This window comes from Lactobacillus taiwanensis DSM 21401, assembly GCF_001436695.1.
Classification (GTDB): domain Bacteria; phylum Bacillota; class Bacilli; order Lactobacillales; family Lactobacillaceae; genus Lactobacillus; species Lactobacillus taiwanensis.
In genome coordinates this window covers 277,608-293,180 of record NZ_AYZG01000051.1, presented here as the reverse complement: position 1 = coordinate 293,180, position 15,573 = coordinate 277,608, and the positions used below count along the sequence as shown (strand labels likewise).

16 protein-coding genes are annotated in these 15,573 nt (G+C 35.5%); 15 read left to right on the top strand and 1 reads right to left on the bottom strand.

What is annotated here, in order from left to right; all coding sequences use genetic code 11:
• Window positions 1–2 precede the first annotated feature (2 nt).
• From rnz to FD18_RS07630, 5 genes are all read left to right on the top strand, one after another.
• Entirely contained in the window at window positions 3–932 is a 930-nt protein-coding gene (gene rnz, locus FD18_RS07650; RefSeq protein WP_057719330.1) for a ribonuclease Z, read from the top strand.
• Window positions 933–936: 4 nt separating this feature from the next.
• Window positions 937–1,731, top strand: a complete 795-nt coding sequence (locus FD18_RS07645) for an SDR family NAD(P)-dependent oxidoreductase (RefSeq protein WP_057719329.1) — start codon at window positions 937–939, stop codon at window positions 1,729–1,731.
• A 9-nt stretch (window positions 1,732–1,740) separates the two neighbouring features.
• On the top strand, window positions 1,741–2,067 hold the full coding sequence (locus tag FD18_RS07640; RefSeq protein WP_057719328.1) for a lipopolysaccharide assembly protein LapA domain-containing protein: 327 nt from the start codon (window positions 1,741–1,743) through the stop codon (window positions 2,065–2,067).
• A 116-nt stretch (window positions 2,068–2,183) separates the two neighbouring features.
• Entirely contained in the window at window positions 2,184–2,375 is a 192-nt protein-coding gene (gene rpmF / locus FD18_RS07635) for a 50S ribosomal protein L32 (protein ID WP_004894461.1), read from the top strand.
• 59 nt (window positions 2,376–2,434) lie between these two features.
• On the top strand, window positions 2,435–4,000 hold the full coding sequence (locus tag FD18_RS07630; RefSeq protein WP_057719327.1) for a bifunctional metallophosphatase/5'-nucleotidase: 1,566 nt from the start codon (window positions 2,435–2,437) through the stop codon (window positions 3,998–4,000).
• A gap of 61 nt (window positions 4,001–4,061) precedes the next feature.
• On the opposite strand, the gene FD18_RS07625 is transcribed toward FD18_RS07630, so the two are convergent.
• Complete coding sequence (locus FD18_RS07625) at window positions 4,062–4,262, bottom strand: YjzD family protein (protein WP_057719326.1); 201 nt, start codon at window positions 4,260–4,262, stop codon at window positions 4,062–4,064.
• A gap of 102 nt (window positions 4,263–4,364) precedes the next feature.
• Here FD18_RS07625 and FD18_RS07620 point away from each other — a divergent pair, with 102 nt between their 5' ends.
• The 10 genes from FD18_RS07620 to FD18_RS07575 all read left to right on the top strand — a co-directional run bounded on the left by FD18_RS07620 (window position 4,365) and on the right by FD18_RS07575 (window position 15,532).
• Entirely contained in the window at window positions 4,365–7,481 is a 3,117-nt protein-coding gene (locus tag FD18_RS07620; RefSeq protein WP_057719325.1) for a DNA polymerase III subunit alpha, read from the top strand.
• Window positions 7,482–7,654: 173 nt separating this feature from the next.
• Window positions 7,655–8,614 (top strand): 6-phosphofructokinase, encoded by a 960-nt coding sequence (gene pfkA / locus FD18_RS07615; RefSeq protein ID WP_057719324.1) that lies wholly within the window; start codon window positions 7,655–7,657, stop codon window positions 8,612–8,614.
• 34 nt (window positions 8,615–8,648) lie between these two features.
• Window positions 8,649–10,418, top strand: a complete 1,770-nt coding sequence (gene pyk / locus FD18_RS07610) for a pyruvate kinase (protein WP_057719323.1) — start codon at window positions 8,649–8,651, stop codon at window positions 10,416–10,418.
• Between the two features lie 112 nt (window positions 10,419–10,530).
• Window positions 10,531–11,424 carry a CvfB family protein gene (locus FD18_RS07605; RefSeq protein ID WP_057719322.1) on the top strand — a complete coding sequence of 298 codons (894 nt, stop codon included), beginning with the start codon at window positions 10,531–10,533 and terminating at the stop codon, window positions 11,422–11,424.
• Complete coding sequence (xerD, locus tag FD18_RS07600; RefSeq protein WP_057719321.1) at window positions 11,414–12,304, top strand: site-specific tyrosine recombinase XerD; 891 nt, start codon at window positions 11,414–11,416, stop codon at window positions 12,302–12,304. The genes FD18_RS07605 and xerD overlap by 11 nt, the downstream gene beginning before the upstream one ends.
• A 5-nt stretch (window positions 12,305–12,309) precedes the next feature.
• On the top strand, window positions 12,310–12,672 hold the full coding sequence (locus FD18_RS07595; protein ID WP_057719320.1) for a hypothetical protein: 363 nt from the start codon (window positions 12,310–12,312) through the stop codon (window positions 12,670–12,672).
• Window positions 12,665–13,408 carry a segregation and condensation protein A gene (locus tag FD18_RS07590; RefSeq protein WP_057719319.1) on the top strand — a complete coding sequence of 248 codons (744 nt, stop codon included), beginning with the start codon at window positions 12,665–12,667 and terminating at the stop codon, window positions 13,406–13,408. Before FD18_RS07595 ends, FD18_RS07590 begins: the two co-directional genes overlap by 8 nt.
• Window positions 13,398–13,988: an SMC-Scp complex subunit ScpB gene (gene scpB, locus FD18_RS07585; RefSeq protein WP_057719318.1), complete on the top strand. Its 591-nt coding sequence runs from the start codon at window positions 13,398–13,400 to the stop codon at window positions 13,986–13,988. The genes FD18_RS07590 and scpB overlap by 11 nt, the downstream gene beginning before the upstream one ends.
• Before the next feature lie 2 nt (window positions 13,989–13,990).
• Window positions 13,991–14,710: a pseudouridine synthase gene (locus FD18_RS07580; protein ID WP_057719317.1), complete on the top strand. Its 720-nt coding sequence runs from the start codon at window positions 13,991–13,993 to the stop codon at window positions 14,708–14,710.
• A gap of 60 nt (window positions 14,711–14,770) precedes the next feature.
• Entirely contained in the window at window positions 14,771–15,532 is a 762-nt protein-coding gene (locus FD18_RS07575) for a LysM peptidoglycan-binding domain-containing protein (RefSeq protein ID WP_057719316.1), read from the top strand.
• The last annotated feature ends 41 nt before the right edge of the window (window positions 15,533–15,573 follow it).

Sequence of the window (15,573 nt, the reverse complement as noted above, 5' to 3'; positions counted from 1 at the left end):
TCATGGAAATACAATTTTTAGGAACAAGTGCAGGACAGCCTTCAAAAAGCAGAAATGTTTCTTGTACTGCACTTAAATTATTAGATGAATTAAATGAAATATGGCTTTTTGATGTAGGAGAAGCAACGCAACATCAAATTTTAGATACTAATATTAGGCCTAGAAAAGTAACACGAATTTTCATTTCACATACTCATGGTGACCATATTTTTGGTTTACCTGGTTTTCTTTCATCTCGATCTTTTCAAGGGGATGGGGGACCATTAACAATCTATGGACCTGCAGGTATTGAGCAATTTGTTCAGACTTCTTTAAGAGTTTCAAAAACTCATGTTTCTTACCCAATTAAATATGTAGTTTTAAAAGAAGATGGTCTAATTTTTGAAAATGATATTTTTGCAGTTTATACTGCTCGTCTTGACCACCGTGTACCTAGTTTTGGCTTTCGTGTAGTTGAAAAGCCACGTTCTGGTGAACTATTGATGGATAAGGTAGCAGAATATAACGTGCCAAATGGTCCACTTTTAGGTCAATTAAAAGCTGGTAAGATAATTACATTAAGCAATGGTCAAAAATTAGATGGACACGATTTTTTGGGTAAGGAACGTCCAGGTCGAATTGTTACAATTATTTATGACACGCGCCCAACGAAAAATATTGGAGAATTAGTAGAAAATGCAGATGTTTTAGTACATGAAGCGACATTTAGTGGCGAGGAAGAAAAGATGGCTCATCGCTATTTCCATTCTACTTGCGTTGATGCAGCTCGTGTGGCCCGTGATCACAATGTAGGTCAGCTTTATTTAACACATATTTCTGCTCGCTATACTGGAAAAGCCGGGAGACAACTAGAGCACGAAGCAAAAAAAATATTTAAGCATACTAAATTAGCGAATGATTTAGATAGTTTTGAAATTACGTTGAGGGGATAATAAGATGAGTAATTCATTAAGGGATAAGGTAGTAATAGTTACTGGTGCTTCAAGCGGTATTGGACGTTCAATCGTTTTGGAGAGTGCAAGCCGAGGTGCAACTGTTATTTTAATGGCCCGTCATCAAGACAAGCTAGAAGAAATTGCAAATGAAGCACGTCAATTGTCAGGAAATGATGCATTTGTTTTTCCGACTGATATGAGCAAAGCTGATCAAATTGATCGCGCCTTTAATGAAATTGTTAGTCATGTAGATCATATTGATTATCTAGTTAATGCTGCAGGTTTTGGAGTATTTAAAGAGTTTTTAGAAACTTCACCTCAAGTTGTAACTGAAATGTTCCAAACTAATGTCTTGGGACTAATGTACTTTACTCGGCTAATAGCGCGAGTAATGATTGATCAAAAAGAGGGACAAATTGTTAATTTTGGCTCAATTGCTGGTATTGTTCCAACTACTAAGACGGCAGCTTACAGTGCTACTAAGGCAGCAATTATTCAATTTTCAAATGTTTTACGTCTAGAATTAAAGCCGTTTGGCGTTAAGGTTATGACAGTAAATCCGGGTCCAGTTTACACAAATTTCTTTAATATTGCTGATGAGACTGGTTCTTATGTTAACAATGTTCAACGCTTTATGCTTGATCCAGATGATGTAGCTTGGCAGGTAGTACACTTCTTTGGCTCTAAACGTCGTGAACTCAATTTACCACTTAGTCTAGCTACTTTGGCTAAGTTTTATCAAATATTCCCAACTATTGGTGACTGGGCAAGTTTAAAATTTGCTAGCAGAAAGTAGGTATGAACAGTGAATAAACAACGAAATTTAGTAATTGGGTTAATAATTGTTTTAGTACTTGTAATCTTTGCATGCTTAAATACTGAGCTTGTAGCAATTAATTTTGGTTTTTTCCAGCCTAAAATGCCCCTAATTATCGTTTTAGTAATTATGTTATTACTTGGTGCTTTAGTTTCACTTTTATTAGGAAGAGGAGAAAAGTTTTCTCCAGATGTTAAAAAAGCACTGGCAAAACAGAAGAAAGAATTGGATAATAAGTATCGGAGTGAAATTGAATCAAGAGATAAGCAAATAGCTGAATTAAAAAAAGTTAACAATTCTGAAGCTGCAAAATAAGATTGGACTTGATTTATCAGCTCTTAGATTGTATCATTGAAATACGTGAGTATTTAGTGAATTTGTTTATTTAAAGGTTCGCAAGTCTCAATTCTATAAAAAAGGAGATCTAACTAATGGCAGTTCCTGCAAGAAAAACTTCTAAGCAAAAGAAACGTTCACGTCGTGGTCATATTAAATTAACCACACCAGCAATGCATTATGATGCAACTACTGGTGAATACCGTTTAAGCCACCGCGTTTCACCAAAGGGCTTTTACAAAGGCCGTCAAGTTGCTAACGAAAACAAGCAACAAAATAACGATTAATTAAAGACACCGTGGGGTGTCTTTTTTTATATAATTTTTGATTAAAGGAATAAGTATTAATGAAACTAGTTATATTACACTCAAGTGATACGCATGGATTTTTAATGCCGACTGATTATCAAGATAAAGATAATTACGATGCTCCAATTTCTCTTAGCCGAGTAAGTAGTGTGGTTAAGAGCGAAAAAGAAAAATATGGTGCTGATAATGTTTTGGTAACAGATAGTGGTGATTGCTTACAAGGCTCTCCGTTAGCTAGCTATACGCAAAAGCTCCCTGAAAAAGAAGGATTGCGTAAGTTTACTGAAGCATATAACGAAGTTGGTTATGATGCACGTGCTTTAGGTAATCATGATTTTAATTATGGTTTAGATTATTTATCTTACTATGTTGATAATAATAAGGCCCCATTTATTAATGACAATGTTTTAGATGTTGAAACTAATGTACCCTTCTTTGGTAAGGAATATTCAATTATAGAAAAAGCCGGCTTAAAGATTGGTATTATGGGTATTACTACTCAATACATTTCTCACTGGGAATCAGAGGAGCATATTAAGGGATTAAAATTTGTTTCAGGTTATGATGTGCTTTCTAAATTAGCTAAGAAATTACGTCCTCAAGTAGATATTCTTTGTGCTATGTATCATGGTGGGTTTGAAAGTGATCCATTAACTGGAGAAGAAACTGAGCCTCATACAGGTGAGAATGAAGGATATAAGATTTTAACCGAGATTCCAGAGATTGATGTCTTTTTAACTGGGCATCAACACCGTCGCTTAAATTTAGTTACGCGTAATACTGCAATTGTTCAACCAGGTTATCGCGGAGAAGCAGTGGGTAAGGTAGTAATTGACTTTGATAAAGATGAGAATGGCAAAGTTAAAATTAATGATATGACTACTGAACTTATTGATAGTAAGGATTACGCTCCAGATCCTGCAATTGAAAAGATTGTAAAGAGTCTTGATGCAGAAACTCAAAAGTGGTTAGATCAACCGATCGCTCATTTATCTGAACCTGCTCCAATTGAGGATACAATTAAGGGCAGAATTGAAGGAGCACCGTTTATTAATCTTATTCAACAAATGCAACTTTGGTTTACTGGAGCAGATATTTCAGCTACAGCAATTATGTCCGAATCGGCTCATGGATTTTCAAAGAACGTTACAATGAGAGAAGTTTTGCTTAACTATCCATATGCTAACCAACTTTGCATTGTTAACTTAACTGGAAAAGAGTTAAAAGAGATTATTGAATATTCAGCTGGATTTTTAGAAAAGGACAAGGATGGTAAAATTAAATTTATCGATCGTTGGATTACGCCTAAGCCGATGCTATATCATTTTGATCTTTTCTATCCTGTTAAATATGAAGCCGATCTTTCTAAACCAGTGGGACAAAGATTAACCAAGATAACTTTGAATGGTAAAGATCTTGAAGATGATAAAGTTTATAAATTGGCTGTAAACAATTATCGCGCCTTAGGTGGAGGATTCTATCCAGCTTATAGTATGGACAAGATTGAAAAGATTTTTGATCAAGATTATGTTCAAATGTTTAGCGAATATTTGACCCATGGCGATATCAAAGTAGATACAAATAAAAATTATAAATTTTACTAATATGACAAAAAAGCTGTTTCACTTAAGAAACAGCTTTTTATAATATTCAAATTTAGTTAAATTATAGTTTGTTATACTTACTTTTATCTTTGTAGCTTTTAGCAGTAATGGCGGGAATAATAATTGCGAATAGCAAGCCAAAGACTGCGCCAATAATCAAAGATTGCATTGGATTAAATTGCATCTGAGTTAAAGAGGCAGCAATAAAACCGATAATTTCGCAAAAAATGCATGACCAAATCATTGTAATAATGTAGCGCATAATCTCTCCTTCTTTCGCTAGGTATCTTAGCAAAAATAAGAGATTTTCGCAAGCGAAGTTAATAGAATTTGCTATACTTAAACTATTAGAAAGGGTGAGCTTATGGGAGCAGTTAGTTTACAAAATCTTAGCAGCTTTACTTTACTTGAAAGTCCAACTAAAGTTAAAAATTTAGCTGAAAATGCTAAGAAAAAAGGTTATTCTGCACTTGCCTTAACTGATATTAATATTACTTATGGCTTAGTAAATTTCTATAAAGCTGCTAAAGAGGTTGGGATTAAACCCTTATTAGGAATGCAGCTTAGGATTAATGGCTTAATTGATGAAGCCAATAAGTATGATTTGATTGTAATTGCAAAAGATGATCAAGGATATAAAAATATTTTACGTTTATCTAGCGCGGTCAATTTATTAACTGAAAATGGTGAAAAAGAAAATGTCTTAACACTAGAAGAGTTAAAAAAATATCTTGGACATCTAGTATTAATTACTCCAAGTAATTTACATAGCGAATTGAAGATGATTCAGACTAATAATCCGAAGATGGGAGCAAATATAGTTCGAAAATTACTTGATTACTTACCAACTTCTTCTTCACTATATTTAGGTGTTTACGCGGCCCAAGAACAGGGTGAATATATAAGCTATATTCGATCCTTAGCAACACAATTTAACTTGTCGCTAACTGCTGTAGAAGATGGCGAGTATCTTAATCGTAATGAGCAATTTTTAAGACGAACTTTGCAGGCAATTAAAAGCAATGTTCATTTAGAAAATGTTGAACAGTTAGCAAAACAAGCTGGGTCACATTATTTAAAAACTAGCGAAGAACTGCAAGTTAATTATCGCAAATTTGACGTTGAAGATGCCTTAAAGAATGCGGAAAAAATTGGAGAAATTTGTAATGCTAAAATTACTTTCCAAGATCCGCAATTACCGAAGTTTAAGCAAAATAACTTTCCTACTTCAAAAGAATATTTACATTTTTTAGCGCAGGATGGTCTTGCTAAACGATTCAATAATCAAATTCCAGCAAAATATCAGGAAAGACTAGACTATGAGCTAAAAGTAATTAATGAAATGGGCTTTGATGATTATTTCCTCATTGTATGGGATGTAATGAATTTTGCTCATAGTGTCCATATTACAACTGGTCCTGGACGTGGATCAGCAGCGGGCTCGCTTGTGTCCTATGCTCTTAGAATTACAGAAGTTGATCCAATTGAATATAATTTGCTTTTTGAACGTTTCTTAAATCCGGCTCGTCAGCAAATGCCTGATATTGATTTGGATATTCCTGACAATCGACGGGATGAAGTAATCAAGTATATGTTTGAAAAGTATGGCATGAACCATGCAGCGCAAATTTTAACTTTTGGTACTTTAGCTGCAAAACAGGTTTTAAAAGATGTATGTCGCGTTTTTGGATTAAACAAAGTTGAAACATATCGCTGGCTGGATGCAATACCACGTTCTAAAGGTAAGATCACTTTGGATGAGGCTTATCGGCAATCAAAGGAATTGCAGCTTTTAGTTAATACAAATGTTCTTAGCAAGATCTTATTTGCGACTGCAAAGCATTTAGAAAATTTACCAAGACATTACTCAATTCATGCTGCAGGACTTGTAATTACTGATGATTCATTAGCAGAAATTGTAGGATTGCAGGCTGGACCTCTAGGAATTCCTGTAACTCAACAGACTAAGTTAAATGTTGAATCTTTGGGTTTATTGAAGATCGATTTTCTAGGCCTAAGAAATTTAACTATTTTAGGAAGTATCATAGCGGCTTTGAAAGCTGATGGAATTGAAATTGATCCTAACCAACTTCCCTTAGACGATCAAGAAACGCTAGCTTTGTTTCAACGCGGAGAAACAGATGCTGTCTTTCAATTTGAGTCCGATGGTATCAAGCACGTTTTAGAACAACTACATCCAGATAGTTTTGAAGATATTGTGGCTGTGAATGCTTTATATCGTCCAGGCCCAATGAATAATATTGATCACTTTATTAACAGAAAACATGGGAAAGAAAGAGTTCAATATCCTGATCCTAGTTTGAAAAAGATTCTAGGTCCAACGTATGGAATTTTGGTTTATCAGGAACAGGTTATGCAAACTGCTCAGATCCTAGCCGGATTTTCTTTAGGAGAAGCTGATCTTTTAAGACGAGCAATGTCTAAAAAGAATGCAGATGTAATTCAAAAGGAACGTAATAAGTTTATTCAAGGTGCCATTAAGTTAGGCCGAAGGAAAGAAACAGCAGAACAAGTCTATAACTATATTGCTGAATTTGCTAATTATGGTTTTAATAGGTCTCATGCTGTAGCTTATAGCAAGATTGCTTTTTGGCTCGCTTACTTTAAAGTACATTATCCAGGAGCTTTTTATCTTGCTTTGTTAAACAGTAATCTTGGAAATCGTCATAAGATTGCAGAGTATTTAATGCAGGCGCAAGAAGCGGGTATTAAAATATTGCCGCCAGATATTGAGAACAGTAAGGCTGATTTTTCTCTAGCAAATGGGAAAATTTTAGTTGGTTTAAGAGCAGTTCGAGGGCTAAGGAGCGATTTATTAAAACAAATTTTAGCAATTAAACGTCCAATTAAGTCAATGACTGATTTTTTATGGAAAATTGATAATAAATTATTGAGTACAGACGCCATTGGGAATTTAATTAAGGCAGGAGCTTTTGATCGTCTATCTCCTAACAGAAATGAACTTTTGACAATTAATAAGGATTTAGTTGAAAGCGTAAAAATGGCAGGATCTAATTTATCTCTATTTGAGACGCTTGAGCCAAAAGTTGCAGAGCAAAAGCAACCTACTACTGCTGAAAAGTCGGCAATGGAAGTTGAAGCAATGGGCTTTAGTACAGGTATTAACCCAATTATGGCTGTTCAAAAGTATGCCAGAAAATACAATGCAAAAAGACTACAAACTTTTGAAAGCAATGAGCAAGGAATTGCTGTTGGAAAACTAATGAAAGTTAAGCAAATCACCACCAAAAAGGGTGATAACATGGCTTTTGCTATATTTAGCGATAGCAGCGGTGAAAAAGATTTCACTATTTTTCCTCAAGTCTGGGAAAAAGTGGAAGAAAATCTGAAGATAGGCGAAATATATCTTCTTCAAGTGAGAACTCAAAGTGATAGATTTAACCCTAATAAGATTCAATTTTTGCTTTCTAATGCTCGTCAGGTTAATTTTAAAAATTAGCTAAATTTTCTTGAAATTGTAAAAATTGAGCTTAGCAGTATTGAAAGCGAAATCATTTATTTGATAGGGATGATTAGTGAAAAAAATAAGCTTTTTTTTGAAGACATTGAGTAAAAAAAATGGTACGATAAAACCGATGTGAGTAAAACACAGAAAATCGTAGAGGTGAATTCATGAAACGGATTGGTATTTTAACTAGTGGTGGAGATGCCCCTGGTATGAACGCTGCCATTAGAGCTGTTACTCGTACAGCTTTGGCAAACGGTATCGAAGTTTGTGGAATTCGTTATGGATATGCTGGCTTAGTTGCTGGTGATATTTTCCAAATGACTTCTGAAACAGTTGCGGACAAGATTAGCCGCGGCGGTACCTTTCTTTATTCAGCTCGTTTCCCAGAATTTAAGGAAGAAGAAGTTCAACTTAAGGGAATCGAACAATTAAAGAAGCATGGAATCGATGCTTTAGTTGTCATTGGTGGTGACGGTTCTTACCATGGTGCATTGAAGCTTACAAGACATGGATATAATGCCATTGGTCTTCCGGGTTCAATTGACAACGATATTCCTTACACTGATTTTACAATTGGTTTTGATACTGCATGTAATACTGCAATGGAAGCCATTGATAAGATTCGTGACACTGCAACAAGTCACCAACGTGTATTTGTTGTAAATGTTATGGGTCGTGATTGTGGAGATATCGCAATGCATGTTGGTGTTGCTACCGGTGCAGATGCAATTGTTATTCCAGAAGAACCTTATGACATTAAAGAAATTGCTGAAAACTTGAAGCAAGGATTTGCTAATGGTAAGAAGCATGGAATTGTTGTTCTAGCTGAAGGTGTTATGGACGCTGATAAATTTAAGGATGAACTTCTTAAGTATGGCGACTTTGATGCTCGTGCTAACGTATTGGGTCATATGCAACGTGGCGGAAGCCCAACAATGCGTGATCGTGTGCTAGCAAGTGAAATGGGTGCTTATGCTGTTAAGTTATTACTTGAAGGCAAAGGCGGCTTAGCTGTTGGTATGGAAGATAACAAGCTTACCCACCATGATATTCTTGATTTGTTTGATGCAAAACACCACGGTAATTATGCGTTATACTCATTAAACAAAGACTTAGCCAAGTAGTTTTTGATTTTGTATTATAGGAGATTTTTTCAAGATGAAGAAAACTAAAATTGTTAGTACTTTAGGGCCAGCCTCAAACGATGTTGAGACTATTACTAAATTAGCTGAAGCAGGTGCAAACGTATTCCGTTTCAACTTCTCACACGGTGACCACGAAGAACACCGTGAACGTATGAACATGGTTCGTGAGGTTGAAAAGAAGACTGGTAAACTTCTTGGCATTGCTCTTGATACTAAGGGTGCCGAAATTAGAACTACTGAACAAGAAGGCGGCAAGTTCACTATTAACACTGGTGACACTATCCGTATTTCTATGGACGACACTAAGAAGGGTAACAAGGACATGATCCACGTTACCTACGATGGTCTTTACGACGATACTCACGTTGGTGGTCACGTATTAATCGATGATGGTTTAGTTGACCTTTTGATTAAGGAAAAAGATGACGCTAAGAGAGAATTAGTTTGTGAAGCTCAAAACACTGGTTTAATTGGTTCTAAGAAGGGTGTTAACGCTCCTGGTGTTGAAATCCGCCTCCCAGGTATCACTGAAAAAGATACTAACGATATTAAGTTCGGTTTAAAGGAAGGTATCAACTTCATCTTTGCTTCATTTGTTCGTAAAGCACAAGATGTTCTTGACATTCGTCAATTGCTTGAAGAAGCACACTGTGAATATGTAAAGATCTTCCCTAAGATTGAATCACAAGAAGGTATTGATAACATCGACGAAATCTTAAAGGTTTCTGATGGTTTAATGGTTGCTCGTGGTGACATGGGTGTTGAAATTCCATTTATCAATGTTCCATTTGTACAAAAAGAATTAATCAGAAGATGTAACGCATTGGGTAAGCCAGTTATTACTGCTACTCAAATGCTTGACTCAATGCAAGAAAACCCACGTCCAACTCGTGCCGAAGTTACTGACGTTGCAAACGCTGTTCTTGATGGTACTGATGCAACTATGCTTTCAGGTGAATCAGCAAATGGTCTTTACCCAGTTAAGGCTGTTAAGGCTATGGCTGAAATCGATATGCGTACTGAAAAGCAACTTGCTAAGCGTAACAAGTTAGCTCTTCAAAGATTCGAAGAATACAAGGGCTCAAACGTTACTGAAGCTATTGGTGAATCAGTTGTTAGAACTGCTGAAGAATTGGGCGTTAAGACTATTATTGCTGCAACTGAATCTGGCTACACTGCACGTATGATTTCTAAGTACCGTCCAAACGCAGACATTATTGCTATGACTTTCAACGACAAGATTCAACACTCATTAGGTGTTGTTTGGGGTGTAAAGCCAATGTTGACTGAAAAGCCTAAGTCTACTGAAGAAATGTTTGAAAAGGCAGCTGAACTTGCTAAAGAAACTGGTCTTGCAAAAGACGGTGACTTAGTAATTATCGTTGCTGGTGTTCCTTTGGGCGAAACTGGTACTACTAACTTGATGAAGTTACAATTAATCGGTACCCAACTTGTTAAAGGTTTAGGTGTTGGTGAACAATCAGTTATTGGTAAAGCCGTAGTTGCAACTTCTGCTGAAGAAGCTAACAGCAAAGTTCAAGATGGTGACATCTTAGTTGCTAAGACTACTGATAAGGATTACTTACCAGCAATCAAGAAGGCTTCAGGTATGGTAGTTGAAGCTTCTGGTTTAACTAGTCACGCAGCTGTTGTTGGTCTTTCACTTGGTATCCCAGTTATCGTTGGTGCTACTGATGCAGTGGAAAAGATCAAGGATGGTTCTAAGATTACTGTTGATGCTCGTCGCGGTGCTGTTTACCAAGGCGAAGCAACTAACCTTTAATCTGAATTAAATAGCTTATTAAAATAGTCAGCGAAGGCTGGCTATTTTATTTTTGTCTTTTTTTCCTTATACTATAAGATGACAGACAAAATAAAAGGATTGAGGCGCTATTATGTTAGGTGAAATAAGAAAAGGAAAAGTTACTGATGAAAATGAATCTGCTTTTTATGTGCAGGTTGAAGGAGTAACTTTTGAATTAAAGAAAATAGAAATTACACAAGATGAACCAATCCACTTAGGTGATGAAGTCCAGGGCTTTATCTATGAAAATAAAGATAAAAAGAAAGCAATGACGCAATTTTATCCATTTGCTCAAAAAGATCAATACGGTTGGGCAACTGTAACAGAAGTTCGCCGTGATTTAGGTGTTTTCTTAGATATTGGTTTAAATGATAAAGATGTTGTTGTATCTTTAGATGATTTACCACTTGAAAAAGATCAATGGCCTAAAAAGGATGACAGGCTCTTGGTTCGCCTTGAAACAGATGAAAAAGAACGTATTTGGGCTAAGATGGCTGAAGAAGATGTTTTTGAACAATTAGCAGCTAATTTCCCAGCACACTTAGAAAATAAAAATATGTCAGGAACGGTCTATCGAAATTATGAAGTTGGTTCTTTTGTAATTACTGATCAATACTACTTAGCCTTTGTCCACAAATCTGAAATGTTCCGTCCATTACGTGTTGGACAAAAGATCAAGGCACGTGTAATTGGTGTTAGTCAGTATGGTAGATTGAATTTGAGTGTTCTTCCTCGTGGATTTGAAGAAATTGATGATGATGCTCAAATGATTTTAGTAAGTTTACGTCGTGAAGCTACTAAGACTTTACCTTTTTACGATAAGAGTGATGCTCAAGAAATTAAGAATCACTTTGGCATTTCAAAGTCTGCTTTCAAACGTGCACTGGGACACTTACTAAAGAATGGGTTAATTACTGAAGATAAAGATGCAGGAACAATTAGCTTGGTAGAAAAAGATGACTCAGACGCAGATAATGAAGGATAATTTAGAGGATTATTTAAGATTCGGTCAGGTAGAACGTGGTTTAAGTCCAAATACTATTGTTTCTTACCGAACGGATTTGGAAGAATATCTAAGTTACTTACAAGATCAAAATGAAACAAGTTGGGAAGTAGATTATCTAGTTGTTGATGCTTTTCTCGCTACTCAAAAAGATAAGGGGAAAGCAACTACCTCAATTAGTCGTATGATTTCTAGTTTGCGTAAATTTTATCAATGGCTTTTAAGGCAAGATATAATTGAGCGTGATCCGTTAGTTAAGATTGATTCACCAAAAAGTGAACGCCGATTGCCAACAGCACTCAGCCAAGACGAAGTTGACAAATTGTTGACTGCTCCTGATACGAATACTCGATTGGGAATTAGAGATCGAGCAATGCTTGAAGTTCTTTATGCTACAGGCATGCGTGTTAGTGAATTAATTAATTTACGGACTGGCGATATTCATAATGATTTGAAAATTATTCGAGTTCTTGGTAAAGGATCAAAAGAACGACTTGTACCAATTACCGAAGTTGCTTTATCATGGTTAGAGAAATATCAAAAAGACGTTAGAGAAGCTCAAGTCCTGAAGAGCGGTCAATTTACTGATGTAATATTTTTGAATAATCACGGTCATCAATTGACTAGACAGGCTGTTTGGCAAAAGATAAAAAAATATTGTCAGCTTGTTGGAATAACTAAGAATGTAACGCCGCATACTCTTAGGCATACTTTTGCGACACATCTGCTTGAAAATGGAGCAGATTTAAGAGTAGTTCAAGAAATTTTGGGGCATAGTGATATTACGACTACACAGATTTACACTAATCTGACACAGAAACATATTTTGGAGGTTTATAATCAAGCACATCCACGTGCCTAACTATTATGATCAGCAAATATAAAAAAGATTACGAAAAAACTGTGATGGGATACTTGTCGTATCTTTCAGATTTTAAAAATATTAAGAACTTACAGGAAGAAATGAAGCTATATACTAGCGATTCTAACCAATTTGAGGTTCTTGTTTATCAACAAAAGGGCAATGCTAGAGGAATTATCGGTATTCAGGAAGAAAAAGATTTTATCATTATTCGCTATTTATCTCTTGATCCAACAATGCGTGATCAAGAAACCGAACAGCGAGTAATGAATGATTTAAAGCACCTCTATCCTGATAAGATGATTACGGCTTTGCCTGACTGGGCCTTTTTATTAAATTATTTAAAGGAAAATAAAACTGATGAATAATGCTGATGAATTGACTTTAGATCTTCCTAATTTTACCGGACCCTTAGATTTACTTTTGCACTTAATTAGGTCGCAGAAGATAGATATCTATGATATTCCGATTGCGAAAATTACGGGACAATATTTAGCTAACTTAGCTCGCTGGCAGACTTTAGATTTACAGATTGCTGGGGAGTATTTTGTGATGGCATCAACTCTTTTAAGAATTAAATCGCAATATTTGTTACCTAAAAATGATTTTATTGAAGAAGATCAGTATCAAGAAGACCCACGTACTGAGCTGGTTGAACAGTTGGTGCAATATTCAGTCTTTCAAAGAATCGCAGATTATTTTAAAAAGCGAGATGAAGAAATGCCAATTACAGTGGCAAAAGATCCCTCGGTTTCACCCAAAAAGGAAATAGAACGATTGCCTTTAGGTGAAATTACAAGTGATGAACTTGCAAATACTTTTAAGGTTGTTTTAGAGCGATTTAAATTAAGAAAACCTCAAGTTGGAAAAATCGAAGTTCATGAAACTTCAATTGAAGAAATGACGAACTTTTTGAAAAATAAGTTACATAAGAAAAGATCAACTAGTTTTTTTGATTGTATTAAAAACTTTCAAGACCTTGATCAAGTAATTGGCTTATTCTTAGCAGTTTTAGAATTATGTCGTGATCATAAAATTTTGGTAAAACAAAGTAGAGATTTTGGTGATCTAGAGTTAGAGAAAGTAGAGACGAATGGCAAGTAAAGAAGCAGAATTAGAAGCCCTACTTTATGCAGCAGGGGATGATGGCTTAGATGCAGATAATTTGCTGCAATTATTAGAAATCTCGCCTTCTGCATTAAGAGAGCTGGCAAATCATCTTAAAGATCGACTGAAAAGTGATGAAAATTCGGGACTACAGTTAATTTGTATTAACCAAACCTATAAGTTAACTACGAGCGCTAAGTGCGGGGATGTCATTTCTAAATTCTTCCAAAAGGATTTATCAAAGAATTTAAGTCAATCAGCTCTTGAGATTTTATCTATCATTGCTTATCGTCAACCGATTACACGTGTTGAAATCGATGACTTAAGAGGGGTTAATTCTTCAGGAGCTTTGCAGACTTTAGTTTGGCGTGGATTAATTAAAGTAGATGGAAAAAAAGATGTTCCCGGTCATCCGAATTTGTATGTTACAACTGATTATTTCTTACAATATTTCAATTATGAAAGTTTAGCTGATTTACCTGTAATTGAAGAATTTGAAGCAGATGATAATCCAGTAAACTTATTTGATCAGGATGAAGGAAATAATAAAGAAATTAATTTTGACGAAGGTGAATAAAAATGGCTGAAAGACTACAAAAAGTGATTGCTCAAGCAGGTGTGGCATCAAGACGTAAGGCTGAAAAAATGATTACAGCTGGTCAAGTAACTGTTAATGGTAAGAGAGTTACTGAGCTTGGTACTAAAGTAGAGTCTAACGATAAAATTGAAGTAAATGGTGTCCCAATTGAGAAGGAAGCTTTGCATACTTACTTATTCTATAAACCACGTGGAGTAATTTCTTCAGTAAGTGACGACAAAGGTAGAAAAACAGTAGTTGACTTCTTTGAAGATGTACCATATCGTCTTTATCCAGTTGGTCGTCTTGATTACGATACATCCGGCTTATTATTAATGACAAATGATGGTGAATTAGCTAATAAGTTGATGCACCCACGTAATGAAGTACCAAAGGTTTATGTAGCAAAAATTAAGGGAATCTTGTCCCCAGAAGATATTCGTTCACTTACTCATGGAGTTCGAATTGATGGCAGAAAGAGCGCACCAGCTAAATTAAAGATTTTGAAGACGGATGATAAGAAGAACACTCAAATTGTTCAATTAACCATTCACGAAGGTCACTACCACCAAGTTAAGAGAATGTTCGAAGCGGTGCACCATTTTGTAGAAAAACTATCACGTGAAAAGTATGCCTTTTTAACTTTGAAGTCATTAACTTCAGGTGAATATCGCGAATTAACTCACGAAGAAGTATTTCGTTTGAATCACTTGGCTGATTAACACACACTTTACAAGCTGTGATAAAATAAAACTAATAATCTTTAATCGGAGGATCTTGGAATGAAGGAAAATAAATCTCAGGACAATAAAGAACCAAAGGGCCCATACAAGCACTTTCAACGTCCAACGACGTCTAGAAGCGCAATGCATCATCGCCATGCAGAGTTAGAACCTGAGTCTAAGCAAGCTCCTAAAACTCCTAATGAGTCAGAACAAAATTCTCATGGTATGCATCATAGTCAGTTATGGGCAGGGTTAATTATTGTTGCAATAATTTTGATCGCCTTAATTCCGATTGTTTCATCACGCTTGCGTTCAAACTCTAATACTGATTTGGCTGAAAAGAGTGTTAAAGTTTCAAAAACTAAGTCTTCTAAACCTCATAAGCATAAAAGTAAAAAGAGTAAGAGTAGTTTTTCTAAGAAGAGCAAATCAAAGAGTAGCGTAAAGAAGGAAGAACATTCATCTTCAAGTCAATCGCAAGATATGACTCCAGCAGTAACTAGTCAATCACAATCACAAAGTAGTGAAGTTGTTCAAAGTAGTAGTCAATCTTATGACAATAGTGCGAGTCAAACTACTGCGCAAGATCACACTCAACAATCTACGCAAAATTCATCTCACACTAGCCAAAACAATTGGCAAACTAGTGGTAGCAGTTCTAGCGAATATCAAGCTCCACATTCTTACACAGTTCAAGAAGGAGATTCTTTATCAAAAATTGCTCGTGAAAATAACACTTCAGTTCATCATTTAGAGCAACTTAATGGTTTAGAGTCAGCTGATAGTATTAGTATTGGTCAATCACTTAAATTGAAGTAATTAAGAACATTTATATTTACAATTTTACTAAGAAGTATTAT

Bases quoted from the DNA above. Each gene is read 5' to 3' on its own strand.
- rnz (WP_057719330.1), top strand. From the start codon at position 3: ATGGAAATACAATTTTTAGGAACAAGTGCAGGACAGCCTTCAAAAAGC.
- FD18_RS07645 (WP_057719329.1), top strand. From the start codon at position 937: ATGAGTAATTCATTAAGGGATAAGGTAGTAATAGTTACTGGTGCTTCA.
- rpmF (WP_004894461.1), top strand. From the start codon at position 2,184: ATGGCAGTTCCTGCAAGAAAAACTTCTAAGCAAAAGAAACGTTCACGT.
- FD18_RS07630 (WP_057719327.1), top strand. From the start codon at position 2,435: ATGAAACTAGTTATATTACACTCAAGTGATACGCATGGATTTTTAATG.
- FD18_RS07625 (WP_057719326.1), bottom strand. From the start codon at position 4,262: ATGCGCTACATTATTACAATGATTTGGTCATGCATTTTTTGCGAAATT.
- FD18_RS07620 (WP_057719325.1), top strand. From the start codon at position 4,365: ATGGGAGCAGTTAGTTTACAAAATCTTAGCAGCTTTACTTTACTTGAA.
- pfkA (WP_057719324.1), top strand. From the start codon at position 7,655: ATGAAACGGATTGGTATTTTAACTAGTGGTGGAGATGCCCCTGGTATG.
- pyk (WP_057719323.1), top strand. From the start codon at position 8,649: ATGAAGAAAACTAAAATTGTTAGTACTTTAGGGCCAGCCTCAAACGAT.
- FD18_RS07605 (WP_057719322.1), top strand. From the start codon at position 10,531: ATGTTAGGTGAAATAAGAAAAGGAAAAGTTACTGATGAAAATGAATCT.
- xerD (WP_057719321.1), top strand. From the start codon at position 11,414: ATGAAGGATAATTTAGAGGATTATTTAAGATTCGGTCAGGTAGAACGT.
- FD18_RS07595 (WP_057719320.1), top strand. From the start codon at position 12,310: ATGATCAGCAAATATAAAAAAGATTACGAAAAAACTGTGATGGGATAC.
- FD18_RS07590 (WP_057719319.1), top strand. From the start codon at position 12,665: ATGAATAATGCTGATGAATTGACTTTAGATCTTCCTAATTTTACCGGA.
- scpB (WP_057719318.1), top strand. From the start codon at position 13,398: ATGGCAAGTAAAGAAGCAGAATTAGAAGCCCTACTTTATGCAGCAGGG.
- FD18_RS07580 (WP_057719317.1), top strand. From the start codon at position 13,991: ATGGCTGAAAGACTACAAAAAGTGATTGCTCAAGCAGGTGTGGCATCA.
- FD18_RS07575 (WP_057719316.1), top strand. From the start codon at position 14,771: ATGAAGGAAAATAAATCTCAGGACAATAAAGAACCAAAGGGCCCATAC.